This window comes from Brevibacillus jepli, assembly GCF_047229145.1.
Taxonomy (GTDB): Bacteria; Bacillota; Bacilli; order Brevibacillales; family Brevibacillaceae; genus Brevibacillus.
This window is the reverse complement of sequence record NZ_JBFEFW010000042.1, coordinates 1-20997: the sequence shown is the minus strand read 5'-3', so window position 1 is coordinate 20997 and position 20997 is coordinate 1. Positions and strand designations below refer to the sequence as shown.

Sequence of the window (20997 nt, the reverse complement as noted above, 5' to 3'; positions counted from 1 at the left end):
GACGACAACCTCTTTTACATGAATGAAGCCAGGCTTGACCACTGCCCTCGATAGCTATGAATCAGGTCCCCGTTGGCGACTGCATCGACGCAAGCATTTTTTTCGCCCGTGGGTCCTGCAACCAACAGGAAACCGCGTGTTTATTGTGGATATTGGTCTGTGCAGGTTGATAATTCCGACAGACTTCCAGCGCATAGTCACAGCGCGCAGCGAATGCACAGCCGATCGGGGGACTAAATAAATCTGGAGGCGTTCCCGGGATTGGACTCAGCGGAATCGAGCGATCCGCATCCAGACGAGGCATCGACGCCAACAAGCCTTTGGTGTACGGATGCTGCGGATTGTAAAAAATGTCGCGAACAGGTCCCGACTCTACCACTTTTCCGGCATACATGACGTTGACCCGATCCGCAATCTTGGCGACGACTCCCAAATCATGCGTGATAATAATGATCGAGACCCCTGTCTTTTTCTGAATGCTCTTGAACAGCTCGATGATTTGCGCCTGAATCGTTACATCCAACGCTGTCGTAGGCTCATCCGCGATCAGAATGGACGGCTTGCAGACAAGGGCAATCGCAATCATGATCCGTTGGCGCATCCCTCCGCTGAACTGATGGAGGTACTGCTTGAGACGGCTTTCCGGATTGGCGATTCCAACCAAGGTGAGAATTTCAATTGCTTGCCGCTTGGCTTCACTTTTGGCGACCTTTTGATGGCGAATGATTCCTTCCATGATCTGCTCGCCAATAGAGATCGTCGGGTTGAGTGACGTCATTGCGTCTTGAAAGATCATGGAGATTTCTTTTCCGCGCAGCTCGCGCATTTGTTTTTCCGGCAGCTGTACCAGATCCTGGCCTTTAAAATGAATGCTTCCACCTGCGATTTTTCCGATATGCTCCGGGATCAGACGCATGATGCTCCTCGCTGTCACGCTCTTCCCACAGCCAGATTCACCAACGATCGCCAATGTCTCCCCTTTGTTCAAGGTAAAGTTCACGTCCCGAACTGCGTTCACTTCACCGCCATGCGTCTTGAACGTGACACGAAGCCCACTGACTTCCAGCAGCTTTTCCGTTTTATCCATGTTGCCTACCTCCTTGACTTCGGATCGAACGCATCGCGCAAGCCATCACCGAGCACGTTGAACGCAAGCATCGTCAGTGAGATTAAGAAAGCAGGGAAAAAGAGCCGCCACCAATGACCGGACAAAATGGTGGAGAGTCCATCGTTGGCCATCACACCCCAGCTAGCCTTCGGTGCTTGGATACCAAGACCCAGGAAGCTCAGAAACGCCTCTGAAAAAATCGCAGATGGAACAGATAACGTGACATAGACAATGATGATGCCAATCGTGTTTGGCAACAGGTGCTTGCGAATGATGTAGAAAGGCTTCGCACCCATTGTTTTTGCCGCGAGTACGTATTCGGAGTTTTTCATTTGCAGCACCTGACCACGCACAGTCCGCGCCATCCCGATCCAGCCTGTCGCACTTAATGCGATAATAATAGTCAAAAGTCCAGGCCCCATAACCACCATCAGCAAAATAACAACCAACAAATAAGGAAGTCCGTACAAAATGTCGACGAATCGCATCATGATATTATCGATTCGCCCGCCCAAATATCCGGCAATTCCGCCATACAAGACACCAATGAAAAAATCGATGAGTGCTGCCGTCAAACCGACAAACAGGGAAATACGTGCACCATACCAAACACGGGTGAACACATCACGGCCAAAATCATCGGTACCAAACCAGTTCGCTTCGGATGGCGGTTTGTTTTTCATAATAATCGACTGCTTGGAGTATTCATGACCGGAGATCATCGGACCAATCGTAGCCATAACCCCAAGCAAAATAATAACGACTAATCCCATCAGCGCCAGCTTGTTTCCTCTCAGTCGAAGCCAGGCTTCTTGCCAAAACGTCAGTTGAGGTCGCACAATCGCTTCAGAATTGAGGTTATCTTTGCGCATGGGGATAAATAAATCATCAGAAACGATCATCCTTCGCTCTCCTTTCGATGTAGCTTAATTCGTGGATCAATGATGCCGTACAGTACATCGACGACAAACATCAGGAATATCAACAGTGCGCTGTAGAAAACGGTCGTTCCCATGATGACGGAATAGTCACGGTTATTGATTCCAGCGACGAAGTATTTCCCCATCCCAGGGATCGCAAATATTTTTTCGATTACAAAGCTTCCCGTTAAAACGTTGGCAATCAATGCGCCTAAAAGCGTGACGACAGGCAAAATCGCATTACACAGTGCGTGCTTCAACACGATCGTCGCCGGAGACAGCCCTTTTGCACGAGCGGTTTCAATATATTCCTGGGTCAACACTTCCAGCATGTTGGTACGGGTCAAACGAGCGATAATCGCAATCGGACCAAACGCCAATGCAAGCGCTGGCATAATAACATGCTGCCAAGTTCCCCACGTTGCGGTCGGCAACAACTTCCATTCGACCGCCAAATATTTGATTAATAAGGAAGCAACGACAAAGCTAGGAATGGATATTCCGATAACAGCAATAATCATGGCAAGGTAATCAATGAGACGGTTATGTCGTAGTGCTGCAATCACACCAAGTGCAATACCCGTGACGATCGCAAAGACGACAGAAATCAGGCCAAGTTGAAAAGAAACGGGGAATCCGCGGGCGATCATTTTGTTGACCGTATCAGAACTGTTGGCAAGAGATGGCCCGAGGTCAAATTGCACCAGCTTTTGTAAGTACAGCCCGTATTGGACCAGTAACGGCTTATCCAGGTTGTAGTATGCATTGAGGTTAGCTTCCACCGCTGGGTCTAATGCCTTTCCTTCTCTTTCAAAAGGAGATCCTGGAACGGCATGCATCAGGAAAAAGGTGAGGGTAATGATGAGCCATAACGTCACGATCATGGAGATAAATCTGCGGAAGACAAAAGATAGCAAGGACTCTCCTCCTTTTCATCAGAAATCCGTGTAACCAAGTTGGCAGGGACTGGGCTCTCGTAATAAGTAAAAAACCCAGCAAATGCACGATATCATGGCATTTGCTGGGTTTTACTTACGTGTATGCCGTGCATACGAATAAATAAAGCAGCGTGTGTATTCATTTGGTGACTGTAGCTTTATTTCTCGTGGAAACTGCTTGTTTGTACTTCTTTTGTGCGTCTTTAAAGGCTGCAATCAATGTTTTTTGGGAAGATCCAAAATACCGATAGCGAATTTCTTCGCCAATTTCCTCCGACGCCATAATCGAATGACCGATAAAGATCGACCGAGCAAAGTCAGACGTCAGTTGAACTGTCGAAGAACAGGCCGCATCCACGATCTTGTCGTTGGAAGTATCGACAACCAATCCGATAAAAAAAGCACTGAATTGCTGCGTAATCGGATTGTTCGAAGAGGACTGTGCATCGCCTACGATATAAATGGTATCTTTATCAAACAAATCAATAACCCCACTTTTACTATGCTTAACGGACCGGCATACGGGATGTTCGGAGAGCGACTTCCTCACAATCGCAAGCTGGGTAAGCACTTTCCTACATAGTACCAAATAATTTCGCAATTTGTAAATAAGTCTGACTAATCTTTCAGTTCTTCAACAGAGACGACCGGAAACTCGTGTGCGGGCAGCATCGGCAGGAACGGTCGCTCGTCTACATAGGCGACCACTACATGAGATGGACCAACCATTGTTTTCGGTGCGAGCTGCAGTTCCTCCCCAAGCTCAGTTACGACGGTAATCTGCAGCATTCCGCCTCCCGGACGCGCTGTTCCTTTCGTTGCCCGCTCTGTGATGAGGGTTGTCCCATTATACTGTAGGCGTAATTGGAGATCATTGCGCCACGAACGGAAATCTACATAATGACGTGAGAATGGAATGGGATCAGTGGTCACACTGTCTGCTTGCGGAATAAAAGCGGCTTGATCACGGCGGTAACCACCGTTCTCGTACATCCTGCTATCAAAACGTTCAAGTGCCTCGTCCTCAAGCAGATCGATCACTCCTTCTGTCTTCAATATCGGATCAACTGCAAAGGTAGCATGATGATTAGACAGCTCTAAGAGCATCTTCACTTCTGTTTTTTTCTGCATGACAATATCTGCATCTACAACAAACATACCTACCAACAAAAAGAACAGGATCGTAGAAATAGAAAAGATGTTAATACCCGTAACGATTGCCTCCTAACGGGAGCTTTTACAGATCGTAATCCATAATGTTAACCGTACCCATTCTTTGGACTTGCAACGAATCAGCTGGCATTGGAATCCATGAGGTAAAACGGGGATATGGGATAGACAGCTCTACGATGAACTCATCCTCGTGGCTCCATAAGACGGGATCAAGCGAATGAGTTCGACTGACACTGACAGACAGCTCTGCATCCGCGACGGAAAACTTTTTCTCCTTCAGCTCCCGTGCGATCAATGCCCGAACCTCTTGTTGCAGGTTGGCATCACTCGTCCCTCCGTTGTTGCTGACGTATTTCGTCGCCGCCGCGCTTACTTCCAGTAATTCATTTCTTGCCTGAACTACCGTATGAACCTGTAATAGTCCCAATGGAACGAGTAACATGACCATAATGTTCAGGATAACAGCGATTAATTGACCCATTAACCTGTACCGAAGCGCGTTACTTCAGCGAGCAAATCACCGAAGAACTGCGTGCATGCGGAAAGGAGATTTTGCGGACCGGTGAGGAGCAGGCCCACCGTCAAAGGCAAAACGATAACCATTACGGCCAAAATACTAATCATTTTATTCATGCGCTACCACCCTGGATCAAAGTATTCGGACGGACGGCTTCCCGTAAAGGAAAAGGATGTATCCCCCTCCACAAACTTGTTCAGCCATTGAGTCACTTTGGATGGCTCGATTGTTACCGACAAAGTAATAGCCTCCTGCCGCTCTTTACGGGCTCGCTCTCCCTCGACTCGAGGCCAGCTTCCAACAAATACATCCTTTGTCACATCCCAGCCCAGTTCATTCATTTTATGAAGATAGTAATTCGCTAGCGCGGGCTCCAAATACCCGATGTCCTGCATATCATCCAATATGTCGGCATAGATTCCACGGGCAATCGCCCTTTCCATTGCGTACAGATGGTAAGCTCCCAATGCGGAAGTGACCAGCAGAAGAACCAGTAGACAAATAAGAAAGACTTTTGCTTTGACCATCGTTTTTGAGACGCCAGCTCCTCTTTAATGAAAGATGACTGTCGCTGCTCGATACACCCTTTCTTGTTGTGTCTGTCGTAGCTGCTCCTCTGGCTGCAGATTCCAAAGCACCGCGCACAGGCTCCCTACCATAATCGTAATGATCAGAAAAACGTGTACGTGAAGCATTATTTCGTCGACGTATAGGATGTACCATTTTGCATCCTGAAATTGATGTTTTCATTTCGTGTATCGTAGTTCAGCGATGTGATGGATTGGTTAATGCTCTCGGCAGAATCGTTTGCCGCTGGGCTTAATTCATTACCATAGCTGCTAACACCGATCCCTAACACCATGACGCACGCTAAAAATATGAAAAACATTTTCGACATATCGAATCTCTCCTCTTCTCGAATCGTTATTTAAGGTATGGCTTCGTCAATCCAGCCAACTGCTCGATCTCGCAGTCCTCCCTCTTTTACTACTGAGGTGTTGATTTCGGACAGGCTGGAAACGATTATTCCCAAAGAGAAAACGATGCACATGATGATCGATAATAGCTTAGTCATGAGCTTATCCTCCTCAGGTTAAGTATTTATCAAGAATTTCAGTAAGCAGCTTGTACCAAGGAAACATGGCTACCAATAACCCCATGTAAAACGCTGGGTAGACGATGACGGTGTAACCGATCCCCAGAGATTTTATCTTTTTTCGATGGCGAAACATTCGCCGGTGATCGACAGTCCACTCCATTCGTTGCATGGTTGCACTTACTTGCCCTTCGCTCAGCGTCTCAATTGTACGCATACTTGAAACGAGAATGACTCCATCATCAACGCCGATTTTGCGTTTAAAGCTCTCCAGTGCCTCGTCAGGGTTCCTGTTCCACTCAGATAAGGAAGGAATGTACTCTTTTAGCTTTCGAGTTGGTCTTGCTGCCTTGACCATAGCATTATAAATGGGCACCTGATTTTCCAGGAGAGTCACATAGCGGTTGATAAATCTGGCTATATCCGTACTCAGCATATCTTCTCTTTGATTTGCCCACATTTTCAAACTCATGTACGGAAGCATATAACTCGCTGCAGACGCCAGACACATCGACAAAAGCGGGAATGATTCCATTCGACTTACGACAACCCACATTAAAATAAGGATGCAAACCGTACTTCCAGCCAGCAGCTGCAGAAACACCCACTCCGGTTTTCCCCATCCAAAAGGTCTTCCTGCGCGTGATAGTAACTGATCCCATTTGTCGTCTTCGTCAGGCTTAAGTGCCTGCTCCCACTTTTGCCACCATACCCCGGAAACAAACAGCCTCGGCCTTTGCTTGTGAAACAAATACTTTCCGATCATAAAAGATGCACTAAAAACGAACAGAGCGCCTAAACCAAGGTAGGCATACATAATAAGCATTGGCATTAGCGATATCTCCTTCCCCAAATAAACGCGAGCAGGATCGAAAAAGTCCAAACGGTCGCCGCAATCGCTAATATCGCTTGTCCATCGGGCGTGTAAAAATAGAGGCGGTAGGAATCTTGAAGCAATCCTTGATTATATGGGATCAAGAATATGCATATCGCAATAACAATGAGAAGGCTGATCCAGATGGAGTATATTTCGCTATCCCGCTCATGTTTTTCATCCTGTTGCACAAACATCTCATTTGTTAACCGATTAAGAGGTGATTGAATATCTTCTGTTTCTCCTTCCAAGCCACTAGATATATACGTTGCAAAATCAAACGCCCACGGATGGTCCAGTCTCTGCGCAAACTGTTCCACGGCTGTAACCGGGTTACCGCCATCAGAAAGGCTATTATTCAACAGAAGAAGATCGGGCAATAGCTCTTTGGGACATTCCTCTATCATTTCGCGAAAAGTAAGGACTATATTTTTGCGACTGTTGTAATAACGGGAAAACAACTCTACGAAACGACAGAAGGAGCTGATTTTTTTATTCATCCGTACCGTATAGCGTGCGTACAGGATGAGTGTTGGCAGTAAGAGAAATAACAGAAAAAGTGACAATGATACAATCATATTCCCTAGCAAAATGCCCGAGATAAATCCCGCTACTCCACCAATCAAGGACAGTAATAAGTATCCTTCTGGCGTCCCGCTCACGATTTGACACCAACGATCAAAACGTTCGTACATCATCCGCCTGGTGGAATGTCTTAAAAATTTCTCTCTCCACACCTCGACGGTCCGCGGGAAGAATACTCGTGGACTTCTCCATCGCTTGTAAAGATGTATGCCGAGAAACAAAAATCCTGTGAACAGACATAGGAACACCGGGAAAAGAAAGGTGTAAATCATAGCTGCCTACCCATATCAGTAAGCCGTAGTTCTTTCAAAACCTCGATGTTTGCTTTACCGACGTAACACATGTACTCAACCAAATGCGGGCTCAGTTGATTTCCCGTCCACTCAAAAGCTCCCGTCTGCATGTTACGACTTACGAGTGGGATAGAATCGACTCGGTTAAATGATGGATTCCACTCCGTAGTGTGAATGGCATCGATAAAACGGTGACCGTTGTTGCGATACGTAAGCGAATTGACAAAATTGACTGCCCTGCTAATCCGCTCCTGTGTCAGTTCGATACTCCGTCCCCCATATTGATAAACAAGATCGGTCAAATCATGCAACGCTCTATGGGCAAATCGTTCGTGCATCGCTCCGATTGTAGCGTCCGTCCCTCTGATTCCGGCATTAATGAAATGATACGCTTCTAAAGGCTCACGAATTTCTCCGATCAGGATTGTATTTGCAGTTGATCGGTACATATCTTTGAAGCAATGTCCCAATTCAATACCGATTTCCTCTACGTTTTGTAGCTCAATCACTTCTCCTGGCCACACATCACCAAATCGCATCTCGTGTTCACTCTCAAAGATCGTGATGTATTCTGTTCGAGGGTCTTTCAGCTTCAGCATGCACATCATAAGCGTTGTTTTCCCGGCAGCCATCGGTCCAATGACCAACACATTGCTGCGTCCGTACACTTGCTGCTCGATTAGCCATTGAATCCTTTCATCGAAAGCTGACTGTTGCTGTGTACGGAGTTGATCCAGCGAAAAGGCTGGTGTCGTAAAGCGTCTAACAAGAATGGTCGGTACCCGGGAATACGGAAAGGTGAACATGGTCAATCTCGCTTTTAGTGAATGTAAATATCCGCTCAATCTTGGCTTTTTCTCGTTAAAAGATAGACCCGCTGTATTTGTCAGCTTTTGCTGAAGTGTTTCAACCTCTTTCCAGCTTGGTTTGTAAGAGAGAAATTTTTTGACCCCTTGCTCCAAATACGCGATGTTTCTGTTTGCAGATATTCGTACTTCCTCTACCCAAGGTGACAAATGCAAGACTGCATCGAGTATGCCCCACCCGTAAGTAGAAAACGTGAGTCCTTCGTAACCATTGACATGCGGCAGAATCTCTTCTGTTACTGGCCGTTGGAGGACTTCCTCAAAGTAATGCTGTAAGCGAAGAATAATATGGTTGTGACTATCTCGATCACCTTGTTCTGCAAGGGCGAGAATTTGCTGCATCTCTAGCTTCTCTTCTCTTGTTTTTCCGAAATGATTTAAATAATCTCTTGCCGCTTGTTTAATGTCCTCGATGGTTTGGATGCCTGATCCGATCCGGTGTTCTTGTTCTATCCCTCTCATCAGCAAAACACCGCACTTTTTTCCACATAATCTGCTTTTGCAATTTCCTTGAGACTGCTGATATACGATTTGGGAGGGAAAAACTCTTCAATTAATACACTGCAGCTGCGATGGGATTGCATGAGCCTGCTCTCCGAAATACGTGGTACTACTCCGTAGACCGCAACATCCTCTCCGATCCGAAAGGGTTGACCTGGTTCCGAATGACTGAGCAAAACCTCGCATTTCACGCCTCTTTCTCTCCATTTTAGAAGCCACTCTCTAGCACTATCGATACTAAAGGGATCCGCTCTCACGAACAGCAGATTTCGGTCAGAGGTGTGCAGCAATCGCTGTAGAGTCTCTGACTCGGGGAAGCAGTACCCCCAATCGAGGTACACATAGTCAAATTGCATGCGAAACACGCTAATGAGATTGCTTAATTCTGAGCTTTTCCATTTGCTTGCGGCATGTGCGTAATACAAATTCGGCAAGTGAGCGCTCTGTTTGCAGACATTGCGCCAGTTACGTTTGGTAGTTGTTTGTATATCTAAAAAGTCAGGACGAAATAAAGATAGTTGATGTTGTTGAAGCTTAAAGAAGCGAGTAAGATCCGGCTTGGCGTCATTCATATCAAGTACGACAATTCTCTTATCAGGATGCTGCCTAGCTAATAAGACCGGATAGTTAATACAAAAGGTAGTGATGCCCGAAGCACCATAGCTCATTAAAGCGTATACGAGCCCTGTATCTTTTCGCGGTTCGATATCTGCATGCTCTTGCACGAAACCTAGAATTAGACTGATTTTGTTGCGTATTTCTTCCTGCGACAAATGTGCTGATAGCAGATATACATGCTCTAGCCCCGACTCCTCCGTTACCTTTTCAATCATTTTCTCATCTCGATAAAGAGGCACGATAATTAACGGTGAGTTTGGCGGGAGCTGTGCTTTCAGATCCGGAAGCCATTCCCAAGCGGGAGTGGTGAACATCTCGGAAAAGATCACAGCAGCGTCTGGCATATAAAGCTGTCCAAGGCGTGAAAACTCCGCCGCTGTTTCAGCTACCAGCACATCACTGTACATCGGCATATACGTCTTGGCGAGTGACTTCATAGGATAACAAACCAAAATTTTCATGACGCTTGCTCCTTTGAACCCATGATATGACCTACCTGAAGCATCCCGTATGACATGGCCTCGCTTAAAATCACATACTCCTGGTCGGTCAAATTAAAGCCGATAAAAGCAGGTAGCGCAGTTGGTTGAACCCGGTAGTCCCGATATCGTTTTTCACCATTCAGCAACGGCTTTTCTCGTGATCCATGAAAAATGGAATCCATCTGATCTGGCGAAGGTAACAAGCTCGGCTTTAATGTATAAATCTCGATACCATTACTGTCCCTCACACTAGCAAGCTGACTCTCAAATAATAAATCTGCAGTATCATTCGTTTTTCGAAACTGAAGAGGTGCAGGATAATCCTGTAGCTCCGAGAGACTCTTGTATTTGACCCAAATCTTCACATGGTCGCCTTTGCGTAATTCCGTTAAAGGATGAATCGATAGAAGAGGGAACTCGTAGCGCGCCTGCCCTTTTTCCGGTAATAGCTGCGAATCTGTCAGCTTGTCGATTAATATTTGCTCGCCTTCGTACATGACCTGCGTGCTTCTTTTCCCCAAAACAGCATTCAAATCACGCGCTGAACCAGGAAGAATCTCATCTACCTCCTCCTGTACGAGGATCACATCACCTTGCGTAATCGGCTCGAAAGCTGATATTTCTTTGCCGGCAGCTACTTTTATAACTGGAGCAAACAGCTTTTCTGCAGCCATTGCGTCTATATATTGAGTAGCAGCATAAAATGATGACCCTGCAAGTAAAAATGAAATGAGGCAAATGACAAGCAATGTTTGCTTCTTCATAACACCCTTCCTTTGTAGGCATGAATCAATGACTGAAACTCACACTCTTCCTCTGGGAAGAGCTCCAAGAGTAGATTGGCCTTGGCACTTGCCATTGCTGTTTTCTCTCCATCAATCAGCGGTATCCAGTCACTCACCTGCGTAGTACCAAGCTGTTGACCCCATAGGGAGACCGTTCCTTCTACTTTTTTCATGATGCTTGTACGAGACAATTGGCCATTCCACTTGTTTGCTATCAGTTTTATTTTTCTTCTTTCTGTCGTCCACCAAGCAGGAGCTGGATCTACCAGAAACAAGCGGGTAAGTCTTGCCAAATCCGCATCAAAAACTACCCATATTTCGTCGGCAAGCTCAAAAATTTGTTTACAATGGCTCTCATTCCAATTGGACGAGACATCGATGACAACAACGGGACTATCCTTACAAATCCGAAGTAACCAGTTGGATGTATCTGTGTGGGAAGATTCTTGCTGAAGTTGTGATGGGGGTTCGATCTGGATGCGAAGATGGTTATTCTGCATGAGGAGCGATGATGTAAAAGATTCTTTTATTTGAGCTCTGCGCTCAAAATCAAGTGCGAAGTAATAATAGGAAGTCACTTTAGGTAACTCGCAAAGGGTGACAGGAATGCCTTTTCCAGCCCAAGCATACGCTAGGTTACTTGCAATAAAGCTAGCTCCTGCCTGTGCATACAGACTCGTAATAGCAATACATTTACGCTGATAGGACTCCTGTTTCTCGACTATTTGTGGTGAAGCAAGCTTTTCCTTGAGTGCTCTCCATTGCCGCTCTTCCTCAAAAGACTGCGAAAACTCCTGCTGCTCCAAATCACGGAACCTGGAGACAAAGCGGCTCATTTGGTGAAACATGACTATCCCACCTGGGAATCGTTTGATTTATTTTTACTGGATATATATTTCTCAAATTTCTCAACCATCTCTCGAACAGTGAGGGACTTGCGATGATAGTAGTATATTTTGCGTAGCCGCTCACGCTCTTGGGCGGTCATTTCAGGTCTTACCTTCATGGCTAGCTCGATTAGCAGAGCGAGTTCGACGTTGTTAGGTCTTCCTCTTCTCGGAGGATTGGCAAATAGCTCCTGCTGCTTCTTATTAAACGCGTTGGGGTACTCTACCAGCCACATATCTACCAGCGTCTCAATATCTTCATGGGTGCGTACTCCCAGCTTCATCAAGTATTTAAAATAGGTAGGGATGGGCCGTTCACGGGTCTGCCCATTTTGCCATCTGGCGAGGAATCCATTTGGCATTGTGAGAAGCTTGGTTACGTCGCGGATGAGTGCTGTCCGATTTTGTGAATGGTATTGAACAACTGCTTCTTTTACTAGCGTAAACAAAATGTCATGATAATTGATGCCTCTATATCCGCTTCCATATTCTGTGATGTACCATTCCTCAACTGCCCGATCAAAATCTCTGCGGCAATTCGATAATTGAAGCTGATTCAGATGCTCATAAAACTCTTCTAGATCATACCGAACCATAAACTCTTCCTGGTAATCTCCAAAAACAAAGGCAATAAAGGATTCCTTCAACTCTTCCAATGACAACAATGTCAGCTTGTTTGTCTCCTCATAGCAGCGGTTGACCAATTCTATTGCACTCTTTGCCAACACGTCAAAATACCCCCATTTTTCACTTTTTTATAGAGCGATAGACATTCTGCACCAGCATTCGCCACTCGTTGAATCTTTTTTAGCCTGATCCTCTCAGGCATTTCGCTTTATGGGTCGCCTCACACGCACCCGTGCAAGGCGATTCAGAGAACCTACTCCGTTACAAAGTAAAGTTCTTCTCCTGTTGCGAAAAGAAGAGCAATCCTTCCTCCGCGCTCCATGACGGTTGGAGCATTCTCCATTACAATCAGCCCGTCATTGAGTACTACTCTGTCTCCAAATCGATGTACGCTTTCGATTTGGAACGTTCCCTGCGGATATCTTTCCATTGAAAGATACCTGCCGGGCTTGTGCTTCTGGTAGCGAACGTATCGCCCTAGAAGCTGCTCCACGGATGCAGAGCATTGCTGGTGAGCCTCTACTGTTGCCATGCGCAACGCCTCCTTCTCTCACCTGTAGAGTACGGCCGTTTCATCTGCTTATAAGCCAATGAAACTATCTCTACCGTAAAAAAAGACAGTAGGGTTGTGCAAATATTTTTATAACTCTTCCCAATAAGCGGGATCACTAAGTTCAGGATACATTTCTGTGACCATATCAAACGGTGAAAAGTAGAGCGTATCGACGAGAATTTTGAGCTTATATGTTTTCAAAAGAGTATATGCTCTCTCCGTTTTGCTGAAGATGCTAGGCAGTTGACGCAAATCTGCCAGTTTTAATAAATGACTGCACATATAGTCGACGCATATTTTTGCCCGTTCCTCACCCTTTATACTCTGAAAATAGGCTGGAGGAAAATGACGGCGTATGCCTGAAAGCACTTCTTGATAAACCCATAGCACTCGTTGTTCTTCTGAAAGCCGTGGTAAATAGGGATAAGCAAATTCGACGAAATAATACACATCCTCTGCCTTTGCCTCGATAGGCGGTTCAATAAATTCTCTTACCAAATGCAGCTTCAGTTCCTTCACATCTTGCAAACTCAATTCACGTCGTGCCTGCTCTGGGGTCCATCTTTTTACATTTTCAATAGCATATCTTACAACTAATTGGACTTTTTGCTTGCGGTACTGCGCATCCTCGAACTCATACGGTGAAAAACGTTTTTGCTCTCCGTTAAGAATGCGTTTGTACCGATCGACTATTTTTGAGGGCACTATTTTCTCACTCCTATCCCCACTTTTGGAATATACTACTAAATTACCATGTAGGATTAGGACAAAAATAACAGTGCTTTCGTTCAAATTTGTGACTTTAATCATAGACTCCTGACTGAGAGACTCTACTCATTTTCACAAAAAGCTCATCCCAAAAGACGGGTATACTTCTTTTTACCTCTACTTCCAAATGATAGATTCCTTGCAAGTATAAATAGGACCGCTCCCCTTTTTGATGAATAACCGAGACCTCGTCACTAGCACCCTCCAAACTCGGACTGTTTAATCTCCAAAGAATCCCCGCTTCCTCGCGTGCTCCGCGAATGATATCAGCATCTCGCTGATCAGCTTCTTCCTTTGTAGCAAACAATCTGACCTGCTTATCTCCGTTTGAATCGATGTACTCCCATTTCCCAGCTGCACGTGCACCTTTAGTCACCAGATCAGCTGTATGCTGCATTTTCATTTCTAGATAATCCGTCTGCTCCAGAAATAACAGGATAGAGAGCAGACTGCCTAAGCAGAAGAGAAAGAAGAGCACAGTGATCATCGTTGCCCCGCGCTCTTCCTTCGCTCGAATCAAAAATTGGTGCAACAGATCGTTCATGGCTTCTCCTCCGCATTCTCAACCATCATATGGTAGCTTTCGGTTATCTCGTATAATTCCCCCGAAGCGAGAAGGCGAAAAGAAACTGTTGCTTCTGCTTTTACATGACTGCCCTTTCTCCAGCCATTCCCATCTAGCTCCAGCTGTATATCTTTGTGCAGAACGCCAATGCCTTGTGCCAGTTCGGATGTACCTCGTTCTTTCGCATGGAATTTGGCCAGTCCGTAATTGGGCTGCACAGCAGCAATTCTTCCTGCCTCATACGCAGCCGCCAATGCTTTTTGCTTGTTGTACATCATACTGAATTGGTCAAAGGAGAATACAATCAAGATCCAAACTAAAGGAAACACCAAAATAAACTCAATAATTTGGCTACCCCGCTCATCTCTCACCCTCGCATGTATTACTCGTCCCATTCGTCTTATCATCCGCTTACACCGAATGTATCTCGTACGTATTGGAACACAAATGCACCGAGTAAATATACCGCGTAGGGGAAAGAAAAGGCTGTATTATCCCTGCCTGGAAGCCATACTTGTCTATGTCCCGTCCACCCGGCCGCTATTACATGAAGATTATTGCGTAGGCGAGCCCAGTTTTGCGGATAAAACAACATAACAATCAGGCACAAAACGATGGAATTCAAAAACAAAGAATACACAACGCTCCAGCTCGTCCATGCTCCAACAGCCATCAGTAGTTTTTGATCTCCCATCCCCATTCCTTTTAAGACTACGGGACCAACCGTTATCAAAAACGCTCCTGCAACACCTAACAATGCTCCACCTAATGATTCGCCCACCCACTGATACCATAAGCCGACAGCAATCGCTGGAAAAACGACAGTATTCGGTATCCTTCTGCGTCTCCAATCCATCCATGCTGTGGCTACTAGCACGCCAAGCAAGACTGCGTTTGTCATTTGCTTATTTTTTCTTGCAGTTCCTTCAGCTTCTCGTCCTCGGCTGTCCCCAGTTGTGTCAGTGTCGGAATAAGCACGATCAAGATGACGGCAATGATAATGACCATCTCCACGATCGTAACACCGTCCTCCTCATACCAAAAACGCTTGACGTAATCTGCGATGGCTGCCATTACTTTCACTCCTCTATGAGATTTTGGTTCTATTTTCACTCTGCCAAAAGACAGTGCCTCTCGCAAAAATTTTTACAAGCGATCTCCGATGCCGATTAAAGCGGGACCCATTACCAAGAACAACAACGGCAGCCCCATTAGCAAAATGACAAAAGGCAACAGTCTGATATTTAAGCGATTCATATGAGTAGCCGCCTCGTCTTCTTGCTGTCTCACCTGCTCCTCTACTTGAACAGATAGCATTTGTGAGATACTCACCCCTTTTTTCATCGCCTCGTTCATCTCCAACGCGATGGTTGTCAGCGAATCGACCTCCCACCGAAAGGCCAGCTCCTCCAGCGCTTTTCTCCAGTTCCCAAGCCTTTTTTCTCCCACTTCAAGACTCGCGAGCTCTCTGCCTAGTCTGGCGTCAAAACGTCTTGCGGTCTGCTTAACAGCCTGCTGCAATGGCATTCCAGCCTCCACCAACGATTGAACGATGCTAAAAAAAATAGGAACCTGCTCTCGAATTTCTGCCTTTGCTCGCTTATCTGCCCAATCTAACAGCATGTTCGGCAGCAAGTACAACAGCAAGCTAAATACTAAGGGAAGCCCATTTCCCATACTGAATTTTTCCCCGTTCACCATGGCCATTGACAACGAGGATAGCGATGAAACTATGAAGCACATACTGATGAGCCGGAATAGAACAATCTCCGTTAGGCTGATATTGATCCCAAGGCGCGTCAATGTCTCCTCTATTTTTTTCTTGTCGACACCCGTCCATTTGTAGAACCGTTGTAGCAATACCTGGTTTTTCTCCAAGCCTCGTACCAATGTCCATCTTTTTCGCTCTTGATAAAATGAATGCTCAAGCCGGGCTTGCTGCTGAGAATCAATCCTTCCAAAAAGCGTGGCAGAAAAAGCCTCCCCCTTGCTCACACATGACGGTAGCCCGTACAGCAAGATTGCCACACCGGCCAATATACAGATGATAAGCATTGCAATCCCCTCCTATGCTCCCCTACTTATGCTTTTATGCGCAACGTAACGGATCGCTTCCCCGCCAATCAAGATAGAAGCCAAGCTCCCCAAAATAAGCAACCGTCCCCCTATTGTGGCAGTCAAAGAATCGAAATGATTTGGATTGTTCATGTACAGCGCTGTGATAAAGACAAACGGCATGACACTTAGTAAATTCACTTGTGCTACGATCTGAGCCATAGCTGCTTTTTGTCTGCGGAGCGACTGTCTGCGCCGCAAAATAGAGGAGGCAGCCAAATCAAGCGTTTTGGCCATATCCCCTCCCATTTCACGCTGAATGTGAACAATGGTCGCTAAATATTTGACATCCGCCGAACCTGTTCGTTCAAAAAATCGATTCATAACATGCTCAAGCGGGACTTGTGCTCGCAATAGCTCTACAACTCGCCTGTATTCCTCCAATACGTTTTCAGACAAAAATGGACTAGCTGCTACCTGTTCAAACGCATGCAAATACGATGGAGAGGTACGTAAAGAGCTGGCCATGAGACGAACTGCTTTTATATTGCCTGCTTCGAAATCATCCTTTCGCTTAGCGCCCCAGACACTCACCAATCGTTCGGTAAACATAATCCCTGCGAGCAAGGCAGGCAATGCCATCCACCAAGACTGCAGAATCTGACTACTCACACCAAAGGACAAGATCCCCAATAAAAAAGAGAGGGTCACATACTGGTTGACCCCCCACCCTGACCGCGATTTCGCCAACCTTTCCTCAAACCGCTTCCACACTGTTTTTCTGTCCTGTTGCAGTACGCCCACTATTTCATGCTTGGTCGCTGGCTCTTTCACAATCAATTTGTTGGGCATAACCAGTAAAAGAATAGCCGTCCCTATCCCTATCGCAACAGGTAAGCTCATATCCACGCTTATCCCTCCCTATATCGGTATTGGTGTTGTGAAAAAGACTTGCTCAATCTCTTCCCTCGACAGCCCTCTCTCTAGCCATCGCTTAATAAGTCGCTCGGGGCGATAGCCTGTCCACTTGAAGTGACCTTTGACTCTTCCATTCTCCAGGCCTGTTGCTTCGTACACATAAATATCCTGCAAATACACGCGATCAGGAAGAACCTGCTTAATGTTGCAAGCACGTTTTATCCATTCTTCATGTGATTGACCCGTGCCCACTACCTCCGTTATAGCTACCACCTTGCGACTGCCATCCTCTTCAAAGCGTTTTACTTGAACAATCAGATCCAGTGCCGAACCGATCATTAAATTGCGCTCCTCAGCACTATATACCTCGTCAGCTTTCCCAAATAAAATGGGCAATGTTGAATCGACCAAAGCTCGCGGGGAGTTTGCATGCGCTGTGCTCCAGCTACCCGGATGGTCCGTATTCATCGCCCAGAGCATGTCTACGATTTCGCCGCCTCGTGTCTCACCGACCATAATGACATCCGGCCTTTTTCTCAAGGACAAACGAACACAATCCTTGATCGAAAATCCACCCTTCCCCTCATAATTTGCAGGCTTCGCTAAAAATCTTCGCACAAAAGGATGCTGAAGCTTCATCTCCAAAACATCCTCGATCGTAATAATACTTAAATAATCAGGGACATACTGAGAGATTAAATTGAGCATATGAGTCTTGCCTGAGCCCGTTCCTCCACTGACAATGCCAGATGCGCGGGATAAGCTGACGGCTCTGTTTAAAAAGAGAAGCATTGGCTCGCAAATAGAACCGTAGCGTAAGTAATCAGCCTCGTTGAGCAGTTCACGGTGTTTTCTGATCGTGAGCATATGACCATCGGGGGAAATGGAGCGGTGTGTGGCAGCAACCCTCGAGCCATCTGGAAGCTGTGTATGCAGTTCTGCTTTTGTTTCATTAAACTCGCGCCCCATCGTCGCTGCAATTTGTTCCAATAAGCGCAGCAGCTCTTCCTCATCACGAAAAACAGCAATCTCAGGAGACTCTAGACGCCCCGTACTTTTTCTTTCAATAACGAGATAGTTATAGCGATGAAAAAGAATCTCCGTTATGTCGTTATCCTCTAGTAAAGCATCTAGTGGCCCCCACCCCGTCAAAGAATGCAGCAAGCGTTTTACTTCTGCCTCTATGTGAGTGGAGGTCAGTGTGGTTTGCGACTCCAGCAGCATTCGAATATCTGTCGTCAGCTCATCTAATAAAAGAGGAGATTGCTTTTCCTCCCATAGTCGTTTGCCATATTTCTCAACAATCTGCGTGCGAATTGATGTTTCTCGATCTGACCCGATCCATTTTTCATTCGTCCGTTCTTGATCCGGTGCTTGCATTTTTTCGTGTAGTGTCGAAGGAACTCCCGCCATTCCTCTTCCTGATGTTCGTAATTCTTGCGCAGTGCGGACCTGATTAGAAATGCCCAGTAACTGTTTTTTATCAAACATGGCACCCTCCCTTATCCCCATAGCCACTTGAAGAGAGATATTTTCTCTTTGTTTTTCTCTTTTCCAGCAGGCTTAACTTGCTCCCCATCGACGGGAAACAGTGCTTTTCCTAGTGTCTCAATGGCTTCCTTTGCCGGAATTCTCCCTGGCTGAAGCATGACTGGCGTTCCAGTGTTAATCGATTTTTTTACTTCTACATCATCAGGTATTGAGAAGATTTTTTTACTAGGGTGAAGTTGGAAATAGGCGCGAATTTCATCTAAGGTAAACATTTCTTTGCGTTGTAAACGATTCATGCATACTTGAATGCGTTCTTCAGGATACTCCGCCTCTCTCAACAGTTTCAGTAATCGTTGAATATTTTCGATGGAGTCTACAACCGGATTTCCCACCATCACGACATGTTCTGCAAAAAACAGAGCTTGAATCGTTGCATCTGTTGTATCAGGTGCCGTATCGATCAGAATGACATCGTAGCTGCTTCGTTTTAACGTTTCGAGAATTAAATATAAATGATAGTCACGGATTTCAAAGCTTTGTCGAATATCACGAGGGGAGGTGAGTACATGCAATCCCGATTCAGGATGAGAAACAATATACTTCTCTATTTGTTGGGGAGATAACGGTAATGCTTGCGCGAAATCCCGCCATTCCTCCTTGCTAAGGGAATACGGGTCTTTTCCTTGGCTCTCTATAAACGCATGCAACTGAACATCAAGATCCTTCACCCACGTAAAAAGATTCGGGGTACGAGGAAGATTTAAGGTAGTCGCAAATGTACCGAGGTCAAGATTGAAGTCAACAGCGATTACCCGCAATGGGTTTCCCTCGTTTTTTTGCATGGAAAAGAAAATGGCTAGCTCACGAGAAATAAATGTTTTTCCTACGCCACCTTTTGGACCGTATACCGTAATAAGCTGCTTTGGCCGATTGATTTCAGGAACTTGTCTATCTGGGATTTGTTCGGAAAAGGAAGGCGACTGGCTCGGATAGCTCCTCGCTTGTTCCTGGATGACATACTGATGTTGTTGCTGTGCAGCTTCTGTTACCATGCCTTGAGGCTGTATCATCATGGCTAGCGCTTCGATTTGCCCTGGTTCAATAGGTTTGGCAATCACCCATATGCCTAAGTTTCGGAAAAATGGTTCCCACATCAGTTCATTGCTCGAGCAAGCGGCTATAAATGAAAGATGAGGAAAGGCTAACCGAAACTGTTGACACAATACGCCTCTTTCCGTCCCCTTTATCCCGCCTAGCAACACCATATGCGGTTGGTTTGCCTGTAATTTTGCCCATGCCTCTTCTACTCCTATTGCTTCCCCGCACACTTCTACCACTCTGCTGCTGGTAAGTTGAGCAGTTAACAAGCGAACCGAATCTCGATCATCATCTACTATGAGCAAACGCCTTTTCACTCATGCTCCTCCTTTTGGATACCCCAACGTGTTTTCGTCTTCATTAACTCTGCAGCGAATTGTGCGTCTCCAATTCCAGGCTTTCCTGCATCCTTCACCGCCGCCAAGCCCAATCTGATTTTTCCATAATGAAGGGCGTGTGTTAGCATGACCGCCTCGTTACGTGTCAAGGAGAGAGTAACAGCGACCAAATTGGGACGTTCACCTTCCATTTCTCTTTGAATGCCAATGATCGGCATGTTTTGCAATAGGAGTCCGGAATGGGCACCTGTCTCATCTTCAAAGGAAGCATAGACATGAACTCTTTCTCCAGTTGATACATGCGGTGAAACGCCTGCTACATTGTCCACAGGAATGCTCATACCTGTCATTTTTTCTGTTAACGCTGCGTTGCCTTGCGCCTGGCTTGTTTGCTCCAAATCACTCTGCAATAACGGCCGTCCACCCTTCACTTGACGGGTGAAGGGCAAACCGACAAGACCCTGTCCCTCTTGCCATGGAATCAAACCTGGGATTGGGGCAGTGGGTTGCTGAAAAATCCCTCCCAGTGTCAGTGTCAATGGCTCCATGTCACTCGCTTCAAGTAATTGGCCACTTTCTTTTTCCACTGTTGATTTCAATTGTATATAGGTCACCTGATGCGGCTTCAAAATGATGTAGGTCGCTACACCTATACATGTGGCCAAAAGCAATATAGCCAACAATCGTAGCGGATGTATAGACATTCTCCCCCTCCTCTCAATTGTTTCTAGCGTAGGCGAGATTAGAGGGACAAAAAAAGAAAAACAAAAAACCGTGCAGAACGAATGCACGGTCTCACTATTGCACAAAAAAAGCTGCATTCTCCATTACTTTTGCAAGTAATCGGGAATACAGCTTTTCGTCTTATTCCTTCAAAACTGAATACGCATGATTGCTAAGTGTGTGGATAAGTCCTCGACCGATTAGTATTCGTCAGCTCC

28 protein-coding genes are annotated in these 20997 nt (G+C 45.9%); all 28 read right to left on the bottom strand.

Features of this window, described 5'->3' with window-relative positions:
- Positions 1-61: 61 nt before the first annotated feature.
- Entirely contained in the window at positions 62-1087 is a 1026-nt protein-coding gene (locus AB1L17_RS28730) for an ABC transporter ATP-binding protein (protein WP_412848324.1), read from the bottom strand.
- Between the two features lie 5 nt (positions 1088-1092).
- Positions 1093-1980, bottom strand: coding sequence for an ABC transporter permease (locus AB1L17_RS28725; RefSeq protein ID WP_412848349.1), 888 nt, complete (start codon positions 1978-1980; stop codon positions 1093-1095).
- Between the two features lie 26 nt (positions 1981-2006).
- Positions 2007-2945 carry an ABC transporter permease gene (locus tag AB1L17_RS28720; RefSeq protein WP_412848325.1) on the bottom strand — a complete coding sequence of 313 codons (939 nt, stop codon included), beginning with the start codon at positions 2943-2945 and terminating at the stop codon, positions 2007-2009.
- Between the two features lie 160 nt (positions 2946-3105).
- On the bottom strand, positions 3106-3447 hold the full coding sequence (locus tag AB1L17_RS28715; protein ID WP_056493478.1) for a DUF3870 domain-containing protein: 342 nt from the start codon (positions 3445-3447) through the stop codon (positions 3106-3108).
- A 137-nt stretch (positions 3448-3584) separates the two neighbouring features.
- Positions 3585-4148, bottom strand: coding sequence for a hypothetical protein (locus AB1L17_RS28710; RefSeq protein ID WP_412848350.1), 564 nt, complete (start codon positions 4146-4148; stop codon positions 3585-3587).
- Positions 4149-4203: 55 nt separating this feature from the next.
- Positions 4204-4620 (bottom strand): hypothetical protein, encoded by a 417-nt coding sequence (locus tag AB1L17_RS28705; RefSeq protein ID WP_412848326.1) that lies wholly within the window; start codon positions 4618-4620, stop codon positions 4204-4206.
- The gene (locus tag AB1L17_RS28700; protein ID WP_412848327.1) at positions 4620-4772 is read right to left on the bottom strand and encodes a hypothetical protein; all 153 of its coding nucleotides are present in this window, start codon (positions 4770-4772) and stop codon (positions 4620-4622) included. The genes AB1L17_RS28705 and AB1L17_RS28700 overlap by 1 nt, the downstream gene beginning before the upstream one ends.
- 3 nt (positions 4773-4775) lie before the next feature.
- Positions 4776-5183 carry a hypothetical protein gene (locus tag AB1L17_RS28695; RefSeq protein ID WP_412848328.1) on the bottom strand — a complete coding sequence of 136 codons (408 nt, stop codon included), beginning with the start codon at positions 5181-5183 and terminating at the stop codon, positions 4776-4778.
- 167 nt (positions 5184-5350) lie between these two features.
- A complete protein-coding gene (locus AB1L17_RS28690) occupies positions 5351-5554 on the bottom strand; it encodes a hypothetical protein (protein WP_412848329.1) in 204 nt (67 codons plus the stop codon).
- 30 nt (positions 5555-5584) lie between these two features.
- Positions 5585-5731, bottom strand: coding sequence for a hypothetical protein (locus tag AB1L17_RS28685; protein WP_412848330.1), 147 nt, complete (start codon positions 5729-5731; stop codon positions 5585-5587).
- 13 nt (positions 5732-5744) lie between these two features.
- Complete coding sequence (locus tag AB1L17_RS28680) at positions 5745-6584, bottom strand: hypothetical protein (protein ID WP_412848331.1); 840 nt, start codon at positions 6582-6584, stop codon at positions 5745-5747.
- Positions 6584-7483 (bottom strand): type II secretion system F family protein, encoded by a 900-nt coding sequence (locus AB1L17_RS28675; RefSeq protein ID WP_412848332.1) that lies wholly within the window; start codon positions 7481-7483, stop codon positions 6584-6586. The genes AB1L17_RS28680 and AB1L17_RS28675 overlap by 1 nt, the downstream gene beginning before the upstream one ends.
- Positions 7480-8832, bottom strand: coding sequence for an ATPase, T2SS/T4P/T4SS family (locus AB1L17_RS28670; RefSeq protein ID WP_412848333.1), 1353 nt, complete (start codon positions 8830-8832; stop codon positions 7480-7482). The genes AB1L17_RS28675 and AB1L17_RS28670 overlap by 4 nt, the downstream gene beginning before the upstream one ends.
- Positions 8832-9950 carry a hypothetical protein gene (locus tag AB1L17_RS28665; protein WP_412848334.1) on the bottom strand — a complete coding sequence of 373 codons (1119 nt, stop codon included), beginning with the start codon at positions 9948-9950 and terminating at the stop codon, positions 8832-8834. The genes AB1L17_RS28670 and AB1L17_RS28665 overlap by 1 nt, the downstream gene beginning before the upstream one ends.
- A complete protein-coding gene (locus tag AB1L17_RS28660; protein WP_412848335.1) occupies positions 9947-10735 on the bottom strand; it encodes an SAF domain-containing protein in 789 nt (262 codons plus the stop codon). Before AB1L17_RS28660 ends, AB1L17_RS28665 begins: the two co-directional genes overlap by 4 nt.
- Positions 10732-11604: a CpaE/TadZ family protein gene (locus AB1L17_RS28655; protein ID WP_412848336.1), complete on the bottom strand. Its 873-nt coding sequence runs from the start codon at positions 11602-11604 to the stop codon at positions 10732-10734. The genes AB1L17_RS28660 and AB1L17_RS28655 overlap by 4 nt, the downstream gene beginning before the upstream one ends.
- Before the next feature lie 2 nt (positions 11605-11606).
- Complete coding sequence (locus tag AB1L17_RS28650; RefSeq protein ID WP_412848337.1) at positions 11607-12371, bottom strand: hypothetical protein; 765 nt, start codon at positions 12369-12371, stop codon at positions 11607-11609.
- 152 nt (positions 12372-12523) lie between these two features.
- A complete protein-coding gene (locus AB1L17_RS28645) occupies positions 12524-12802 on the bottom strand; it encodes a hypothetical protein (protein ID WP_412848338.1) in 279 nt (92 codons plus the stop codon).
- 108 nt (positions 12803-12910) lie between these two features.
- Positions 12911-13528, bottom strand: a complete 618-nt coding sequence (locus tag AB1L17_RS28640; protein ID WP_412848339.1) for a DUF4046 domain-containing protein — start codon at positions 13526-13528, stop codon at positions 12911-12913.
- Between the two features lie 97 nt (positions 13529-13625).
- On the bottom strand, positions 13626-14135 hold the full coding sequence (locus AB1L17_RS28635) for a hypothetical protein (RefSeq protein ID WP_412848340.1): 510 nt from the start codon (positions 14133-14135) through the stop codon (positions 13626-13628).
- The gene (locus AB1L17_RS28630; RefSeq protein ID WP_412848341.1) at positions 14132-14563 is read right to left on the bottom strand and encodes a TadE/TadG family type IV pilus assembly protein; all 432 of its coding nucleotides are present in this window, start codon (positions 14561-14563) and stop codon (positions 14132-14134) included. Before AB1L17_RS28630 ends, AB1L17_RS28635 begins: the two co-directional genes overlap by 4 nt.
- Positions 14560-15057, bottom strand: coding sequence for an A24 family peptidase (locus AB1L17_RS28625; RefSeq protein ID WP_412848342.1), 498 nt, complete (start codon positions 15055-15057; stop codon positions 14560-14562). Before AB1L17_RS28625 ends, AB1L17_RS28630 begins: the two co-directional genes overlap by 4 nt.
- On the bottom strand, positions 15054-15230 hold the full coding sequence (locus AB1L17_RS28620; RefSeq protein ID WP_412848343.1) for a pilus assembly protein: 177 nt from the start codon (positions 15228-15230) through the stop codon (positions 15054-15056). Before AB1L17_RS28620 ends, AB1L17_RS28625 begins: the two co-directional genes overlap by 4 nt.
- 72 nt (positions 15231-15302) lie before the next feature.
- On the bottom strand, positions 15303-16211 hold the full coding sequence (locus AB1L17_RS28615) for a type II secretion system F family protein (protein ID WP_412848344.1): 909 nt from the start codon (positions 16209-16211) through the stop codon (positions 15303-15305).
- Positions 16212-16223: 12 nt separating this feature from the next.
- Complete coding sequence (locus AB1L17_RS28610; RefSeq protein ID WP_412848345.1) at positions 16224-17120, bottom strand: type II secretion system F family protein; 897 nt, start codon at positions 17118-17120, stop codon at positions 16224-16226.
- Between the two features lie 12 nt (positions 17121-17132).
- Positions 17133-18620 (bottom strand): TadA family conjugal transfer-associated ATPase, encoded by a 1488-nt coding sequence (locus AB1L17_RS28605; protein ID WP_412848346.1) that lies wholly within the window; start codon positions 18618-18620, stop codon positions 17133-17135.
- 11 nt (positions 18621-18631) lie between these two features.
- The gene (locus tag AB1L17_RS28600; RefSeq protein ID WP_412848347.1) at positions 18632-20035 is read right to left on the bottom strand and encodes a CpaE/TadZ family protein; all 1404 of its coding nucleotides are present in this window, start codon (positions 20033-20035) and stop codon (positions 18632-18634) included.
- Positions 20032-20760 carry a Flp pilus assembly protein CpaB gene (gene cpaB / locus AB1L17_RS28595; protein ID WP_412848348.1) on the bottom strand — a complete coding sequence of 243 codons (729 nt, stop codon included), beginning with the start codon at positions 20758-20760 and terminating at the stop codon, positions 20032-20034. The genes AB1L17_RS28600 and cpaB overlap by 4 nt, the downstream gene beginning before the upstream one ends.
- Between the last annotated feature and the right edge of the window lie 237 nt (positions 20761-20997).

Excerpts from the sequence above, each read along its gene's own strand:
- AB1L17_RS28705 (WP_412848326.1), bottom strand. The coding sequence starts at position 4,620 with ATGGGTCAATTAATCGCTGTTATCCTGAACATTATGGTCATGTTACTC.
- AB1L17_RS28660 (WP_412848335.1), bottom strand. The coding sequence starts at position 10,735 with ATGAAGAAGCAAACATTGCTTGTCATTTGCCTCATTTCATTTTTACTT.
- AB1L17_RS28655 (WP_412848336.1), bottom strand. The coding sequence starts at position 11,604 with ATGTTTCACCAAATGAGCCGCTTTGTCTCCAGGTTCCGTGATTTGGAG.
- AB1L17_RS28675 (WP_412848332.1), bottom strand. The coding sequence starts at position 7,483 with ATGATTTACACCTTTCTTTTCCCGGTGTTCCTATGTCTGTTCACAGGA.
- AB1L17_RS28680 (WP_412848331.1), bottom strand. The coding sequence starts at position 6,584 with ATGCCAATGCTTATTATGTATGCCTACCTTGGTTTAGGCGCTCTGTTC.
- AB1L17_RS28670 (WP_412848333.1), bottom strand. The coding sequence starts at position 8,832 with ATGAGAGGGATAGAACAAGAACACCGGATCGGATCAGGCATCCAAACC.
- cpaB (WP_412848348.1), bottom strand. The coding sequence starts at position 20,760 with ATGTCTATACATCCGCTACGATTGTTGGCTATATTGCTTTTGGCCACA.
- AB1L17_RS28690 (WP_412848329.1), bottom strand. The coding sequence starts at position 5,554 with ATGTCGAAAATGTTTTTCATATTTTTAGCGTGCGTCATGGTGTTAGGG.
- AB1L17_RS28605 (WP_412848346.1), bottom strand. The coding sequence starts at position 18,620 with ATGTTTGATAAAAAACAGTTACTGGGCATTTCTAATCAGGTCCGCACT.
- AB1L17_RS28700 (WP_412848327.1), bottom strand. The coding sequence starts at position 4,772 with ATGAATAAAATGATTAGTATTTTGGCCGTAATGGTTATCGTTTTGCCT.
- AB1L17_RS28615 (WP_412848344.1), bottom strand. The coding sequence starts at position 16,211 with ATGCTTATCATCTGTATATTGGCCGGTGTGGCAATCTTGCTGTACGGG.
- AB1L17_RS28665 (WP_412848334.1), bottom strand. The coding sequence starts at position 9,950 with ATGAAAATTTTGGTTTGTTATCCTATGAAGTCACTCGCCAAGACGTAT.
- AB1L17_RS28635 (WP_412848340.1), bottom strand. The coding sequence starts at position 14,135 with ATGAACGATCTGTTGCACCAATTTTTGATTCGAGCGAAGGAAGAGCGC.
- AB1L17_RS28685 (WP_412848330.1), bottom strand. The coding sequence starts at position 5,731 with ATGACTAAGCTATTATCGATCATCATGTGCATCGTTTTCTCTTTGGGA.
- AB1L17_RS28620 (WP_412848343.1), bottom strand. The coding sequence starts at position 15,230 with ATGGCAGCCATCGCAGATTACGTCAAGCGTTTTTGGTATGAGGAGGAC.
- AB1L17_RS28645 (WP_412848338.1), bottom strand. The coding sequence starts at position 12,802 with ATGGCAACAGTAGAGGCTCACCAGCAATGCTCTGCATCCGTGGAGCAG.
- AB1L17_RS28695 (WP_412848328.1), bottom strand. The coding sequence starts at position 5,183 with ATGGTCAAAGCAAAAGTCTTTCTTATTTGTCTACTGGTTCTTCTGCTG.
- AB1L17_RS28630 (WP_412848341.1), bottom strand. The coding sequence starts at position 14,563 with ATGATAAGACGAATGGGACGAGTAATACATGCGAGGGTGAGAGATGAG.
- AB1L17_RS28625 (WP_412848342.1), bottom strand. The coding sequence starts at position 15,057 with ATGACAAACGCAGTCTTGCTTGGCGTGCTAGTAGCCACAGCATGGATG.
- AB1L17_RS28725 (WP_412848349.1), bottom strand. The coding sequence starts at position 1,980 with ATGCGCAAAGATAACCTCAATTCTGAAGCGATTGTGCGACCTCAACTG.
- AB1L17_RS28730 (WP_412848324.1), bottom strand. The coding sequence starts at position 1,087 with ATGGATAAAACGGAAAAGCTGCTGGAAGTCAGTGGGCTTCGTGTCACG.